At 34.7% G+C, this 15,993-nt stretch carries 12 protein-coding genes; 10 read left to right on the top strand and 2 right to left on the bottom strand.

What is annotated here, in order from left to right; genetic code table 11:
* The first annotated feature begins 52 nt into the window (after positions 1 to 52).
* Genes BM203_RS02865 through BM203_RS02855 form a run of 3 tightly spaced genes read left to right on the top strand, consistent with a single transcriptional unit; the run spans position 53 to position 4,326 of the window.
* Positions 53 to 2,008: a beta-glucoside-specific PTS transporter subunit IIABC gene (locus tag BM203_RS02865; RefSeq protein ID WP_090092605.1), complete on the top strand. Its 1,956-nt coding sequence runs from the start codon at positions 53 to 55 to the stop codon at positions 2,006 to 2,008.
* Positions 2,009 to 2,029: 21 nt separating this feature from the next.
* Entirely contained in the window at positions 2,030 to 3,475 is a 1,446-nt protein-coding gene (locus BM203_RS02860; protein WP_090092604.1) for a glycoside hydrolase family 1 protein, read from the top strand.
* 26 nt (positions 3,476 to 3,501) lie between these two features.
* Complete coding sequence (locus tag BM203_RS02855) at positions 3,502 to 4,326, top strand: histidine phosphatase family protein (RefSeq protein ID WP_090092603.1); 825 nt, start codon at positions 3,502 to 3,504, stop codon at positions 4,324 to 4,326.
* 203 nt (positions 4,327 to 4,529) lie between these two features.
* Here BM203_RS02855 and BM203_RS02850 read toward each other — a convergent pair whose 3' ends face one another.
* The gene (locus BM203_RS02850) at positions 4,530 to 5,765 is read right to left on the bottom strand and encodes an MFS transporter (RefSeq protein WP_090092602.1); all 1,236 of its coding nucleotides are present in this window, start codon (positions 5,763 to 5,765) and stop codon (positions 4,530 to 4,532) included.
* 143 nt (positions 5,766 to 5,908) lie between these two features.
* On the opposite strand from BM203_RS02850, the gene BM203_RS02845 reads away from it, so the two are divergent.
* From BM203_RS02845 to BM203_RS02815, 7 genes are all read left to right on the top strand, one after another.
* Positions 5,909 to 6,832, top strand: a complete 924-nt coding sequence (locus tag BM203_RS02845) for a cytochrome C5 (RefSeq protein ID WP_205755855.1) — start codon at positions 5,909 to 5,911, stop codon at positions 6,830 to 6,832.
* 143 nt (positions 6,833 to 6,975) lie between these two features.
* Positions 6,976 to 7,581: a hypothetical protein gene (locus BM203_RS02840; RefSeq protein ID WP_090092601.1), complete on the top strand. Its 606-nt coding sequence runs from the start codon at positions 6,976 to 6,978 to the stop codon at positions 7,579 to 7,581.
* Positions 7,582 to 7,947: 366 nt separating this feature from the next.
* Entirely contained in the window at positions 7,948 to 9,291 is a 1,344-nt protein-coding gene (locus BM203_RS02835) for a family 4 glycosyl hydrolase (RefSeq protein ID WP_090092600.1), read from the top strand.
* A gap of 22 nt (positions 9,292 to 9,313) precedes the next feature.
* Positions 9,314 to 10,948 carry an alpha-glucoside-specific PTS transporter subunit IIBC gene (locus tag BM203_RS02830; protein ID WP_090092599.1) on the top strand — a complete coding sequence of 545 codons (1,635 nt, stop codon included), beginning with the start codon at positions 9,314 to 9,316 and terminating at the stop codon, positions 10,946 to 10,948.
* Between the two features lie 87 nt (positions 10,949 to 11,035).
* Positions 11,036 to 11,827, top strand: coding sequence for a MurR/RpiR family transcriptional regulator (locus BM203_RS02825; RefSeq protein ID WP_090092598.1), 792 nt, complete (start codon positions 11,036 to 11,038; stop codon positions 11,825 to 11,827).
* A gap of 133 nt (positions 11,828 to 11,960) precedes the next feature.
* On the top strand, positions 11,961 to 12,317 hold the full coding sequence (locus BM203_RS02820; RefSeq protein WP_143453044.1) for a hypothetical protein: 357 nt from the start codon (positions 11,961 to 11,963) through the stop codon (positions 12,315 to 12,317).
* Between the two features lies 1 nt (position 12,318).
* The gene (locus BM203_RS02815; RefSeq protein WP_090092596.1) at positions 12,319 to 12,801 is read left to right on the top strand and encodes a PTS sugar transporter subunit IIA; all 483 of its coding nucleotides are present in this window, start codon (positions 12,319 to 12,321) and stop codon (positions 12,799 to 12,801) included.
* A gap of 70 nt (positions 12,802 to 12,871) precedes the next feature.
* Here the strand turns inward: BM203_RS02815 and BM203_RS02810 are convergent, their stop codons facing one another.
* On the bottom strand, positions 12,872 to 15,859 hold the full coding sequence (locus BM203_RS02810) for a TIM-barrel domain-containing protein (RefSeq protein WP_090092594.1): 2,988 nt from the start codon (positions 15,857 to 15,859) through the stop codon (positions 12,872 to 12,874).
* Positions 15,860 to 15,993: the final 134 nt, after the last annotated feature.

Raw genomic sequence — 15,993 nt, 5'->3', positions numbered from 1 at the left:
TCTTCTTTAGGTTTGCGGGTTTTTATTTTGTTGTTTTTATTAGGAGGATCAGATGGCTTACGAAGAATTAAGTCGAGAAATTATCGCCAATGTTGGTGGTAAAGATAATGTCGCTAGCGTGGTGCATTGTACGACACGTTTGCGTTTCAAATTGAAAGATGAGAAAAAGGCAAATGACGAAAAGATGAAAGCGACTGATGGAGTACTTTCATTAGTTAAATCTGGTGGTCAATACCAGGTAGTTATTGGTAATAATGTTGCCGATGTTTATGATACTTTAATTAAAGTCGGTGGCTTTAGCGATGGCGGTGCAGTTAGTGATGATTATGTTGATAACAGTAACATGAGCATCGCTGATCGTTTTATTGATTTGATTTCTGGTATCTTTAACCCTATTTTAGGACCACTTTGTGCAGCCGGAATGATTAAGGGTTTCAATGCAATGTTTTTGTCTTTTGGCTTAGTAACAGCCAATTCTGGGACTTACATGATATTGAATGCCATTGGCGATAGTTTATTCTACTTCTTGCCAATCATTTTAGGTATTTCTGCAGCTAAAAAGTTTGGGATTAATGAGTACCTAGGTGCAACAATAGGAGCTGCTTTGTGTTACCCAACTATCGTAGCTATGGCTAGTAGTAAAACAGCACTCTTTACGGTTTTCAAGGGCACAATTTTGCAAGCTCCAGTCCACATGACTTTCCTTGGAATTCCTGTTATTTCGATGAATTATACTTCATCAGTTATCCCAATAATTTTAGCAATTTGGTTTGCTTCAAAAGTACAAAAAATTGCGCGTAAGATTATTCCTGATGTGGTTAAAACTTTCTTAGTACCATTTGTTGTTCTTTTGATTACTGTACCGGTTACTTTTTTAGTCATTGGACCAGTGGCTACGTGGGCAGGTAATGCAATTGCTGCAGTTATTAGTGCTATTTACAACTTTAGTCCAATTTTAGCTGGTATTTTAATGGGTGCTTTCTGGCAAGTCTTTGTAATCTTTGGTGTGCACTGGGGCTTTGTTGCGGTGATGATGACTAACATTGCCGCTATGGGCTTTGATCCAATTGTTGGTCTATCGCTGGCAGCTTCATTTGCGCAAACTGGTGTTGTTTTAGCAATGATTTTCCAAACTAAGAATGAAAAAACTCGTAGCATCGCTATTCCAGCTTTTGTATCTGGTATTTTTGGGGTAACTGAACCAGCTATTTATGGACTAACACTTCCACGTAAAAAGCCATTTATTATCAGTTGTATTGCCTCTGGTATTGGCGGTGGACTAATTGGTATGTTTGGTACAAAGCTCTATATCATGGCTGGAATGGGCATCTTCTCAATTCCAGGTGCAATTGGTAAAAATGGTGTTGATGGGACAGTTTACGGCTTAATGATTGCTATGGCTGTGGCAACTGTCTTAGGGTTCTTATTACAAATGCTCTTTGGAAAAAATAGTGTTGATGCACCAAGTGATGGTCAAGTTGCAACCAATACTGATCTAGCAGCTTCAGCAGCTCAAACTGAACCAGCTACCAAAACCAGTGCTGTAGCGATGAACCAAGCGGAAACTTTAGTTGCGCCTTTAGCAGGTACAATTGTGCCGTTAAATGAAGTTAAGGATGAAGTTTTTGCTAGTGGCTCAATGGGTAAGGGAGTTGCTATTGAGCCTAAGGAAGGTAAAGTTTGTGCACCATTTGATTGTGAAGTAGCAATGGTGTTCCCAACCGGACATGCAATTGGTCTTAAATCAGCAAAAGGCGCTGAGGTAATGATTCATATTGGAATGGATACGGTTGAATTAGATGGAAAAGGTTTTAAAATATTAGTTAAGAAGGATCAAGCTGTTAAGGCAGGCGAACCTTTGATTGAATTCGATATGGCGGCAATTAAGAAGGCTGGCTATCCGGTAACAACACCAATTGTTGTCACTAATTCAAATAGCTATCAAGATGTTACAGTTTTAACTAGTGGTAATGTAGCTTTTGGCGATCAATTACTGGAATTAAAATAATTTATAGAAAGAGGTATTATAATGACTACAAATAATTTTCCCCAAAATTTTTTATGGGGCGGTGCTACTGCAGCTAACCAATTAGAAGGTGCTTATCAAGAAGACGGTAAAGGTCTATCAGTAGCTGATGTTTTACCTGGTGGTAAGGATCGAATGAAGATAATCGCTTCACCAGATTTTGACTTTTCAATTGATGCAAAGCAAGTCTATCCTAACCACATTGGTATAGATCATTACCATCATTTTAAAGAAGATATTGAATTGTTTGGTGAAATGGGCTTTAAGTGCTACCGTTTTTCAATTGCCTGGTCCCGAATTTTTCCTAATGGGGATGAAGAAACACCTAACGAAGCAGGTTTGAAGTTTTATGATGCCGTAATTGATGAATGTTTAAAGAATCATATTGAACCAGTTATTACTATTTCGCATTATGAAATGCCGCTACATTTAATTAAAGAATATGGTGGCTGGAAGAATAAGAAGTTGATTGGTTTCTTTGAAAACTTTGCTCGAACTGTTTTAACTCGTTATCAGGATAAAGTTAAATATTGGATGACTTTTAATGAAATCAACAGTGCAGCTCATTTTCCAATCATGAGTCAGGGCTTAACTGTAAGTAACGGTGCCTTAGATAAGAAGAACGTTTATCAAGCCTGGCACAATCAATTTGTTGCTAGCTCAAAAGCAGTTAAAATTGGTCATGAATTGGATCCAGAAATGAAAATAGGTTGCATGATTCTTTATGCGACAACTTATAGCTACGATTCAAATCCTAAGAACCAATTAGCTACTTTGCAAACTAATCAAGCTAATAATTTCTTCTGTGCTGATGTGCAAGTACGCGGCCATTACCCAGCATATACGAAGAGTTTACTAGCCCGTCAAGGGGTTCAATTATCTGATATTGACTACACTGACGAGGAACTAGAATTATTAGCCAAATATCCAGTTGATTATATTGGCTTTAGCTACTACATGTCATCTGTTGTTGATGTAACACATGAGAATCAAGAAACAACTAATGGTAATTTAATGGGTGGTGTTAAGAATCCATTCCTAGAGTCAAGCGACTGGGGTTGGCAGATTGACCCAGCTGGTTTAAGAATTGCGCTCAACCAATTATCTGATCGCTATGAAAAGCCATTATTTATTGTGGAAAATGGTTTGGGTGCAGTAGATGAGCCGGATGAGAACAATTATGTAGCTGATGATTACCGCATTGATTATTTGCGTGAACACATCGAAGCTATTTCTGCAGCAATTGCTGATGGTGCTGATGTGATGGGTTATACCCCTTGGGGCTGTATTGACTTAGTTAGTGCTTCAACAGGTGAAATGTCTAAGCGTTACGGCTTCATTTATGTCGATGAAGATGATCAAGGTCAAGGAACGTTTAATCGGTTCAAGAAGAAGTCATTCGATTGGTATAAGCAAGTTATTTCTACTAATGGAGCAGATTTAAGCTAATAAATTTATAATTTAGGAGTAAGAAAATGAAACATAAATTGTCCCATTTTTTAGTACTATTAATTAGTGTAGTTAGTGCATTTTCATTTAGTGTACATCCAGTTAGCGCTAAAGGTAAAAACAATAAGCCAGTAACAATTTATTTAACTCGTCATGGAGAAACTACTGCTAATGTGATGCATTTAGCGCAAGGTTGGAGCGACTTTACGTTAACTGAAAACGGCATTAAGGGTGCAGAATATCTAGGGAAGGGCTTAAAAGGTATTAAGTTTAGTGCTGCTTATTCGGGCGACTTATCTCGGCAAGAAAAAACGGCTAAAGGGGCCTTGAAATATTCTGGTAACAAAAAAGTGCAACTGAAAGTAGATCCACGTTTGCGTGAGTGTAATTATGGCAGTTACGAAGGTCGACCAGATATTGCTAAAAATGTACCGGAAATTGCAGAATATTTAGGTTATACTAGCCTCGAAGATTTTCAAGCAAAAACCGGTAAAATGTTGCAAAACAAGATGCAAGATGGTTATTATGGTTTAGATCAACAAAACAAGTTGAATACTAATCTTCCAGCGCAATATCGCGCAGAAAGCTCAGGGACGGTTGAAAAACGTATGACTGAAGTTTTGACCATGATTGCTAAGAAGCAACAGAAAAAAGGTGGCAATGTCTTGGTAGTTAGTTCAGGTATGTCCATTAACTTGTTCTTATCGACACAAAACTATCCAGAATATCAAGGAACTGGAATGGCCAATGATGCGGTTACTAAATTAGTTTATAAGGATGGCAAGTTTAAGCTTGCTGGTGAAATCGGCAGTTTGAAATACTTTGATGCTGGTAAAGCAGCAAGTAAGTAATACTAACTCTAATTATTTATCAATAAAAAGCGTGATATTTAAAATCACGCTTTTTTTATTGAATAATTTTAGTAAGTAATTATTTGTATCAATCTTAATAATCACATATAAAATAAATTGAAATTCAGTTAAGTTTTTAGTTATTAGAGGTTTCAGCGCAATATAAGGATTTAAGTGCAAAACTTCTAATCACTAAGTTGATATTATTTATTGTTGCTTTTAAGACTAAATAGGATAATTAAGACGAAGTTAATTGCTAGCATCAGTCCGGTCGTCCAAAAGACGGTTGCATAATTGAACACACCAGAAATTGCAGAACCCATTAGTGAACCGAAAACAGAACCAACTGCTTGGAAAGACTGATTATAACTAAAGATACGACCAAAACTTTCAGCAGGTGTGTTTAAGGTTAAAACTGTCTGAGCGGCTGGTAGCATGGCTGCACTGGCGATTCCAAGCAAGAAGCGTAAACCGGCTAAGATCCAAGGTGAATGTGTAAGTGCCATAGGAATAAAAAGAATAGCACCAACAATTAACCCAACACGTAAAATTTTAAGTGGACCAATTTCATCCATTTTGTGGCCAATCTTAGATGCAGCCAATAGGGTGCCAAGACCAGGAGTTGCAGCAACAATTCCAGCGACAAAAGCGATATTTTTACTATTAGGCATCATTGATTTAACATAAAGCGAAACGATGGGATCAATTGACATGTTAGCAGCTTGGACTAGTAAAGTGGTGACAAACATAGCAACAATTAATTTTACATGCGGTAGAGTATGCATAATTTCGCTCATTGGTTTCATTTCTGCTCGCGAAACGGGAGTAAATTCTTCTTTAACTAAAAAAGTTGATCCTAAGAAAACTAGTACCATCAAAAATCCTGTAATAAAGAAAGGAATTCGATAGCCCCAAGCACCTCCAAGCCAGTTACCAAAAAAGTTTGAGAGAACACCACCTAAAAGGGGTCCTACTAAGTTACCAGCGGTTCCAGCGGTCATCATCTGGCTCATAACCCAACCACTTTTTTGGTGTGGGGTTTCTCCAGCAATTAAAGCAGTTGCATTGTTAATATAACCTGAAAAAGCGCCCTGAATAAAACGCATTACAATAATGTAGATCGCGTTAGGTGCAAAACCGGTTGCTGTGATTGTTAAAGCCATTACCCCAGATGCCCGCATACACATTAATTTGCGGCCCTTACGATCAGCTAAATTTCCCCAATAAGGTGAAACTATTGCCTGGGCAATAAAAGTCATTGCAAAAGCTAGTCCGGAATAAAGGCTAACTTGTAATTGCGTGTAGTGACCTAAGTCAGCGATAAATAATGAGATAAAAGGCATTGTCATTGAATAGCCCATGCCAGTAATAAAGCAGCCTAACCACAAGGTATAAAAAGCTTTGTGCCAATTAGCTGGTAATTTAGTCGATTGTGTCAAAATTCCCTCATCTTTCTTTTTTAAATTTATTAAAAATTATTGTCTTTTTTATTCTAGCACAATAAATTTAATAAGAATTTACTAAACCATAAAAATTATACTTAAAACGTGTTAGGATAATACTTTTGAAAGGAAGATTGTTCATGGGTAAGCAGTCACATATTACTAGAAATGAGTACCGTAAAAAATACATGACAAATAATGAAAAAGCCGGTAGTTCTTCCCCAACGGTGCGCACATCTCAACCTGAAAAATCGCGTACTAACTATCGTCATCTCAAATTGAATTTTTGGGAAATATTTTCTGATCGGCCTTATTTAGCAGTCACAGTTATAGTATTAGCGATTTTCTTTATAATGGCTAAATTATGGTTACTATTAGTTTTATTACTATTATTGGTGATAGTAGGTGTGTTGGTGATTGCGCGTAGCCATCATCCCAATCAAGTATTGAGTTTAGAATTTAAATTAAAAGCGCAACGCAAATTAAGTATGCTACGTTCCTTACAATTTGGTGGCTCAATTATTATGTTTTTAGCAACTTATATGAAAAAAGTTGTAACGGTTAATTTTTCAACTGCAGGCTCAACTGATGGGTTACAAGTAATTCAAGGAATTTTGTCAAATCGTGCGGGTATTTATGGACAACAGGGGTCATATTTCTTAAGTTTACTTAATACCTTAACTGGGGGACAATTATGGGGGAAGTATCGCTATGCTACTAATAGTGCGCAAATGATGAATAGTAATGCTGGTCGTTTAATTATTATATGGGTTTTACTTTTAATGTTGGCACCGGCATTCTGTGTATTGGCTCAATTTTTTCGTGAACCACATGCTCGTAACGCTACTTTAGTTGCGTCATTGATTGCTACGGTGGATTTATTACTAACCCCTTATTTAATGCGTAAATGGATTGTGGCTTATGCGATGGAAAATAGATTAGCGCATGAGCAGGCGATGGCGGCTATCAGTATAGGACCTATGGCATATATTGCAATGTTATGTTCAATTTTAGTTTTAATAATTTCTATTTATCGGATAATTAAACAAGATAAATTTGACTGATATAAATCGTTTCCACTATGGAATGCGGTTTTATTTTTTTAATTAAATAGCATTATTGTAAGCGCTTGCTAATAAGAATCTTAAGAAGTATAATTTGTAGCATATACTGAAACCGTCATGCTTACAGAAAAGGATAAAAGTCAATGAAAAAAGCAAAAATAATTACTTTAATTACGACCTTGGGGCTGTCCTTAGCAGGAATAGCTACGGTTGCTGTGCACCCTGAACAAACTATTCAAGCGGCCGTAGAAGGTAATAAATACGGACTTGTCAAACGCTATGCCTTACCGCAAAGTTTACGCGGGACATGGTATACCCAAGTTTCAAATATGTCACTAATGAAGATCACTAAGCATTCTTTTTCAAGACCTGGGACTAATGGCAAAAAGCTTTACGCCGTTGTCTATGTTGTTGGTAAAGTTAAGGGAACGAATAAATATCCTTGGCAAATGACAGGTAAGTTCGACAAGTATTATGAAAAAGCGATGAGAATTGAAAAAACACGCAAGATGCGGGGATTAAAATGGACCGTGATTGGACCAGTGGATGACCATGCTCCCAAGATGGCCACAGCTTATACCATGCATGAAGAAAACATAGATGGGCAAACCGCTAAAGTTGTCTTTGAAGCAGATTATACAGGTAAAGTAGTCAATCAGTACTTTACAACGTTAGAATTAGCTCAAAAATATAGTAAGCAAAAATTTACTGATATGACTTATTTTAATTTAGACAAGTTACCACAATAATAATTCTTAAATAAAAAGTCTAAGTTCTCAAATTCGAGAACTTAGACTTTTTAGTATATTATTTTTTAGCGCGATAAAAGAAAATTTCACGTGCAGCACTAGTGAACCAGATGATTGATAAATAAAAGGGAAAACCATATCTTTTTTGAGATATGGCTTTTGCTTAGCTGTAGTTAAGTATAGTACTAATTAAGAATTTTGAAAAATATTTCTTAAAATGAAACAAATAATTCAAGTTATGAAATACGTGTCTTCTTTTAAAGAAAGCGAATACAAAAAGTAGAAAAAATGTTATAAATAAACTTGTAAGCTAGCTACAAAAATAATACCGCTCCATATGGATATATGAACTAAAGGAGAAAACAAATGTCTAAAAATAATAAACGTTATTCGGTTGTGATTGCTGGTGGAGGAAGTACCTTCACACCTGGCTTTGTATTAAGTTTAATTGCTAATGAGGATAGGTTTCCATTAAGAAAACTGAAGTTTTATGATAATGATGCAGACAGACAAAAGAAAATTGGTGACGCGTGTGCAATTATTATGAAAGAGCGTGCACCAGAAATTGAGTTTTCATATACTACTGATCCAGAAGAGGCATTTACTGATGTTGATTTTGTAATGGGGTCAATCAGAGTAGGTAAATATGAAATGAGAGACCATGACGAAAAAATACCATTAAAATATGGAGTTAATGGTCAAGAAACAACAGGACCCGGTGGAATGGCATATGGTTTGAGATCAATTCCTGCAATTATACAAATTATTGATTGGATGGAAAAATATTCACCTAATGCTTGGATGATTAATTATTCTAATACAATTGCTATTGTTGCAGAGGCTTGTCGTAGATTTAGACCAAATTCAAGAGTCATTAACATTTGTGATATGCCAGTAGCAATTATGACTAGAATGGCACAAATTTGTGGATTAAATGATTACCATGATCTTGATGTTAATTACTACGGACTTAATCATTTTGGTTGGTGGAAAGAAGTTAGAGATAAAAATACGGGTAAAGATTTGACTCCACTATTAAAAGAACATCTTTCAAAAAATGGTTACTGGATTGGGGGTGAATTTGATAAAGATACAGAGGAAAGTTGGGCTGAAACTTTTAAGAAAGCTAAGGACTGCTTTGCCCTTGATCCTGAAGCATTACCAAATACATATTTGCAATATTACTATTATCCACAATATGAAGTTTCCAATGCAGATCCAAATCATACACGAACTGATGAAATTCGAGAATATCGTGAAAAATTGGTTTTTGAAGAATGTGCAAGAATTGTTAAAGCTGGTACAGCAAAAGGTAATTTATGGGAAGCAAGTGTTGAGCATTCAAATTATATTGTTGATATTTGTCATGCTATAGCTTATAACACCCATGAGAAATTTTTTGCTAATATTGCTAACAATGGTGCTATTTCTAATATTGATCCTGATTCAATTGTTGAGGTGCCTTGTTGGTTTGGTTCTGATGGTGTTCAAGCAATGGCAACTGGTGAAGCTGGAGTATTTGAGCGTGGAATGATTATGGAACAACAAACATGTGAAAAACTAGTTGTTGATGCCTATGAACAAAAGTCATATACCAAGATGTGGCAAGCTTTTGCACTTAATAAAACAGTTCCTGATGCATTGGTGGCAAAAAAGATTCTTGATGATATGATCCCTGTTAATAAGCTATATTGGCCAGAACTTAAGTAATTGCTAGGGAGGATAGTTACTTATGATGCAAAAGTTTCAAAAATTTGGTGCCGCAATGTTTGTACCTGTGCTTCTATTCTCTTTTGCAGGAATTGTTGTTGCGCTAGGTAGTTTATTTACAAATCAACAAGTCTTAGGATCACTAGCTAATCCTGGAACTACTTGGAATTCTATTTGGGATACAATTTCAGCAGGCGGCTGGACAGTTTTTAAGCAAGAAGCACTACTTTTTGTTGTTGGACTCCCAATTGGGCTGGCTAACAAATCAAAAGGTAGAGCGGCAATGGAATCTGTAATCACTTACATGACCTATAATTATTTTATTGGCGCAATTTTAACTCACTGGGGTAAAAATTTTGGTATTCCTAATTTTGCTAAAGTTCAACTTATTGAAAATTCAACTAATTATGGATTAACTGAAATAGCGGGAATTAAAACATTGGATACCAGTATAATTGGAGCTTTAATTGTTGCGGGAATTGTAATATGGCTTCATAATCGTTATTTTGATAAAAAATTACCTGAGTGGTTAGGGACATTTCAAGGATCGACATATGTTTATATTTTAGGCTTTTTTATCATGATACCAGTAGCTGTATTAACCTGTTGGGGTTGGCCTAAGGTTCAGTTAGGAATTGGTGGAATACAGCAATTTATTGTGAAGAGTGGCGTTATTGGAGTATGGATTTACAATTTTTTAAATAGAGTTTTAATTCCAACCGGACTACATCACTTGGTGTATATTCCATTTCAATACGGTCCGGCAGTGGTTGCTGGTGGACTGCAACCATACTGGTTACAACATTTATCACAATTTGCTTTAAGTACTCATCCTTTGAAACAATTAGCACCAGCAATGGGTTTCCAATTGTATGGCAATGAAAAAGTTTTTCTTGCTCCAATCATTTGTTTAGCGTTTTATGCAACAGCAAAGAAGAGTAAGAAAAAACAAACCTCAGCATTACTTATTCCTGCTGCTTTGACATCATTTTTTGCTGGAATTACTGAGCCAATTGATTTTACTTATTTATTTGCAGCTCCAATATTATGGATAATTTACTCAATTATTGCTGCAACTATGAATACAGTAATGTTTAGTTTGGGAGTTGTTGGTAATTTTTCTGGCGGTGCAATTGATATGGCTGCTGAAAATTGGATTCCCTTATGGAACCATCACTGGCAAACATTTTTAATTCAATTTATAGTTGGTATTATTTTTGCAATTATTACTTTCTTTATTTTCAAATTCATGATTAAAAAATTTAATTATATTACTCCTGGTCGTGAGGATGATGATCAAGAAGTTCAACTACTAAATAAGAAGGAATATCAAAATAGAAAAAATTTACAATCACAAAATTTTGATAATAATAAAACAGAGAGTAATCCTTACATTGATAGAGCAATAGCATTTCTTGACTTACTTGGTGGGGATGAAAATATTAAAGAGTTGAGTTCATGTGCAACTAGGTTAAGAGTTTCCGTTAAGGATCCAGAAAAATTAGGAACTGATGCTCAGTTTAAGGCTGCCAAAGCAATCAGTGTAGTTCATCATGGTAAGGCAATTCAAGTTATTGTTGGTCTTGATGTTGCTCAAGTACTTGAAGCGATGCAAGAATTGCGAAAGAAAAATCAAGACAATAGTAGTCACAATTAGCATGTTTAATGCAATAGAGCGCTTTAATAAATAAAAAGCAAGTTATAAAATGTAAGTAACTACTTTATATGGAGCGTATATTTACTAATGTCAATATTAAAATCTTTAGTTTATCAAAATAGTAGCAAATTAAATGATTCCGAAATTAGAATAATTCAATTTGTTCTAGATAATGCCAAAATATGTAAAACATTAAGTCTTTCGGAACTTGCAGAAAAATTATTTGTTTCGAAATCCGCTATTTTTCGATTATGCAAACATTTAGGATTAAGTGGATATAGTGAACTAAAGTTTTATCTAAATGAGGTTTATATAGAAAATAAACAAAAATTGAGCAATATAGATATATCGAATAATTTTGGTCCAGATTTAACAAAAGAAACGGCAAATTTATTGAAATATTTTCAATCGCTTGACCTAAAAAATTTTTATACAGATTTGAGTAATGCTAAAAACATATATATATATTCAACTGGTTGGATTCAACAAATGCTATCAAATTTTCTTTCGCATGAATTATTAATTTTTGGGATTTCTTCCATTGTTTTACCTGCTGCTGTGAGTGAATTACAAGGAGTAGGTAAGATAGCTAAAAAGGGTGATATGCTTTTTATTATTTCTTATACAGGTGATAATAAAGAAATAAATGATGAATTAGGAAAATTTGAGTTAGTTAATAATAAATTGCGTTATGTGTCATTTACGGACTTGAAGAAAAATAAATTAGCTTCGCTTGCTAATTATAATTTTTATTATCCAACTGTTAATTTTAGTACAGATAATAATGTATCATTTATACTCGCATATTTATTAATTGACTTATTAGTTAATAATTTTGGTATCTGGCAAAATAGAAAAAGTGAAAATAATGATATCTAATATAAATAATTATATTTTAATATTTTTAAATAAAAGCAATTTAAATGCAAAAAGAATCTTAACTTTGTATATCGATGCATTACTTTTAATACCACTATGTTTCGGAAGTTTCTTATTCTTTGTATTAACTATTATGAAACAGAATATGCCAGTGATTTTAGCTAAATTTCCAATTATTAGTATTGAAATAATTATCGCAATTACAGATTTTTTATTAGGCTATTATCTGTGGTTGAAAAAAGATGAACTTATAGCAAATCCTAAAAACTATCATTTTTTCATGTTATGTCAGGCAGTTAGTCAATTAATGGTTGGCAATATTTTATGTTTGATTTTAGCGATTTTTGGTCTATTACGCATAAGTAGTTTCAAAGAGAAATATCAAGCAGAGAATAAACTTATTAAAAATATATCGGTAATTTGTTTAATAGCTTTTAGCCTTTGTTTCGTGCTATTTATTTGCTTAGATATAAAAAATAGTAGGTATTAAAATGTTTAACTTATTTAAAAAAAATAAATTTATTGTTGAGGCGGTTTGTGATGGGGATTTATTTCCAATTACAGCTGTGGAAGATGATGTTTTTTCAACCAAAATGTTAGGTGATGGATATGCTATTAAGCCTAACAACGGAAAAATATATTCTCCAGTTGCAGGGACTATTACAACTGTTTTTCCAACTATGCATGCTATAGGTATTACGGTAGCAAACGGTTTAGAAATCTTAATTCATTTAGGACTAGAGACTGTTGCTTTGGCAGGCGAACCATTTGAAGTATTTGTCCATGAAGGTAGTCTAGTTAAAAAAGGTGATCTTTTAGTGAAGATGGATTTAGAGATGATCAAGACCAAGCAATACGATAGCACTATAATAGTTGTCTACACCAATATGGACATTATTAATTCTGTTTCAGAAGTTGACGCAGGCGCAGTGAAACATGGCCAAGAAATTCAAGTAATAGAATTTAATAATTGAAAAATCATAATCAAAAACTGCAAAATATTATTAATATTTTGCAGTTTTTGATTATTTAAATGTAAATAATTTATTTTTTAGCGCGATAAAAGAAAATTTCACGTGCAGCAACTAGTGAACCAGATGATTGATAAATAGCAAGTTCTATTGCTTTAGCAGTTACGTCACGTAAGCCTACTACTTTATTTTTGCTATCTGCTTTCCATTGTAAGTGATCGATGTAACTGGTGAAGTTCTTGCCATCTGGTGATACTAAAATGGAAACATCAACTGGATTTGCTTTGTGATCAATATTGCGTGGTACAAAAACCATCCGGCTCAAATTTTCTACTTTATCAAAAGTAAAAGTTAATTTGAGTGGGTTATCCTGCAAGCTAACTTGGTTAGTCTGCCATTCGCTAGCTAATTTTAAGTCAGTTAAGTAAGTTAGTGGGTGATGAGAGTTACTTTCACAATTGCTAGTGACTAGAATATCAGCAATTGCGTTTTCGATTGCTTCGTGTTTAGTAATTACTCCAAAAAGATCAGACCACTCGGATACCTTATTTCCAGCTACATAGCGCATACGGATAATATAACGATTATTGGGGGTCAATTCATGGAAAGTGAAACTTTTACCGGAAATTCCTTCATAAATAAGATGATTAATTTCAACTTCAACATTGCCAGGGCGAGACCAAGTAAGTTCAAATGAATGGGCTGAAATTTTATTTGAATCAACTGACGGTAATTTGGGAGATGGGAGAAGCCCATTAGTAACAGCAGGTACCATGACTTTGCTATTATAAGAAAAATTATTAATGGTAATTTCAATTTTGGCATCGGTTATATTCCGATTTGCTAGTTTAATTTGAAAAGCAGTTTGTCCTTGTTGCAGATATGGAGCAAATTCTGGTAAAGCATAATTAGTATTATAAAAGATTCCTTCGCGTGCATGATTAAAGGCATCAATTGTACCGTATTGCTGTATTTGTATAACTTGATCATTGATCTTTACTGTAACTTGATCAGAATACGAATCACACATTATGGTTAATTGGGTTTCTTGGTCAGTTTTTAATGCGGAGTAGTCGCCTTTAATTGGATCAATTGTAATGGTCAGCTTTTCACCTTTAACTATGCTTTTAATATGTGTTTCGTAATGATGCTCGCTAAAAGCAGTTAAATCATCATCATTATAAATGACAGTTTCGCTTTCTCCTTGAGGATAAAAGAAGAAATTACGGTGACCAAAGTCAAAAATACTCCCTCCACGCACAAATACTGGCAAATGCCATAGGGGAAATGACAGATTATTATAGACGCGGTTACCAGCATATTTTTTTCCAGTAAGTAGATCAATCCACATTATATGTTTGCCGGGTAAATATAAATTATCTTTACGTGAATCGCAATTAGCATCTTCGCGTCCGTTTGTGATAGGCGCAATTAAAAAATTATTACCTAACATAAATTCGCTGTTGAATTGCTCAGTATAATTTATTCGTTCGTCAGGAAATGCCATAAATAATGGTTGCATAATGGGATTTCCAGTTCGAGCTTGAGCATTTAGCGTGTATAAATAGCTTTGTAACTGTTGATGTAATGCTAGATATGCACGATTTATATTGGTTATTTTATTATTATAGGAAAATGGTGTTTTACTATAATTACTTTGATCATCGATATTAAATAAGAAGGGCGTAAAGGTTTTCCATTGAAAATCACGAACATAAATTTGAGCATTTCCGCCACCTTGAGCACCATCAATTGCTGCTCCTACTAAAGGTTGACCTGATAAATTTGCTCCAATCATTCCCGCAACTTGGGTGGTGATGTTTTCCCAATTTCCACCAACATCACCAAAAATTAAGGCTGCCTTATTTTGCATCCCCATAAAACCGCCATCCCGCAGTATTAATGGACGTTTAGGTCGTAAAATACTTTGCAATTGCTTCTGGTCGGTATCGATTGCAGTTTCATTACGTGCATAGCTAAAGCTACTTTTAGATGGTAAAGTAGGCTGGCCTTCATACCAAAATCCTGGTTGAACTCCCTGGTCGATAGCATAATCATTGAAAAAATTAAATCTTTGGTAATCAACAGCTGATACACCATGGTTGGGGATAAGCCAAGCTAAGTTGAAGTTCATTGCTTTATAACGATCAATAAGACCACGAGCAGAAAATTGATAGTCTTCCTCACCATTAAGCGAAGCTTTACCAGAGGCAACAGTGGGGTCATTAGTACGAGTATAATAACTATTGTCAAAACGACTGGCATTGCGCTCCTTGGCTTGACTTGGTTGCCAAAGAGTAGTAATGAAATTGCCAATATGTCCCAAACCCAACGCATATTTAGGCAATAGTTGGGGTTGGCCAGTTAAAGAATAGTATTTTTTTAAGATAGAGTGGGGTGTTTCGCCCATTATATAAAAACTATCAAAAATCACGTCTTGATGTTTAATCAATGTTAGTTCGGGATTTTGCTGTCCAAAATCATATATACCTTCTTGGGCAGTATTACGGATTTCACCGTAACCAGCATTTGACCAAAAGAATGGCACCTGCAGCGGAATACCGCCTTTTCCAGTAATTTGATCATGCTTAATCATAATTTTGCGTCCTTTATGACTGAAATAGCCATTTTGTAAGCCGCCACCAAAATAAAATTCATTTTTTTTCTGAACGAGAGTTTCACTTGTGGCTTCATTTGATAGCTCTAGTGGTTTGGCCTGGGCCATACGAATGCGATGTAGTTTTTCATCAAAGATGCTCATTAATACAGGATTTTGCCCAAAAATAATTTGATAATTACCTGCATGAATAATTAATGAATCGTTGGTTGCATGGACACGTGAAAGTTTAAATGCACTTTCGTCAAAATTATTTAATTGAATATAAGTTGTACGGTTTTCATTGAAGTTTTGTTCTGGATCAAGTAAAAAGCGAAAAATACCATCTGCTAAAATGTAAAAATGTGCTACTTCTCCGGTAGCAAAGTGTAATTCGTAAAAGTTTTCACATCTGTTAGCACCAGTCAATGCTCCTAATTGATGTTTGTTTGTTTTTTGTATCATAATTATTGCTTTCCTGTTAACTATTCTTACTACTATTATAACTAAAAAATAGAAACTTTCTGTAGTATTTGTGATTGAACTGGTAAAGGTAAATTTATTAAGCTAAAATGAAGATGAAAATATTAAGCTGAATT

Source organism: Lactobacillus bombicola (genome assembly GCF_900112665.1).
GTDB lineage: Bacteria > Bacillota > Bacilli > Lactobacillales > Lactobacillaceae > Lactobacillus > Lactobacillus bombicola.
Note: the sequence above shows the minus strand (reverse complement) of the source record. Positions and strands in the feature narration are given on the sequence as shown.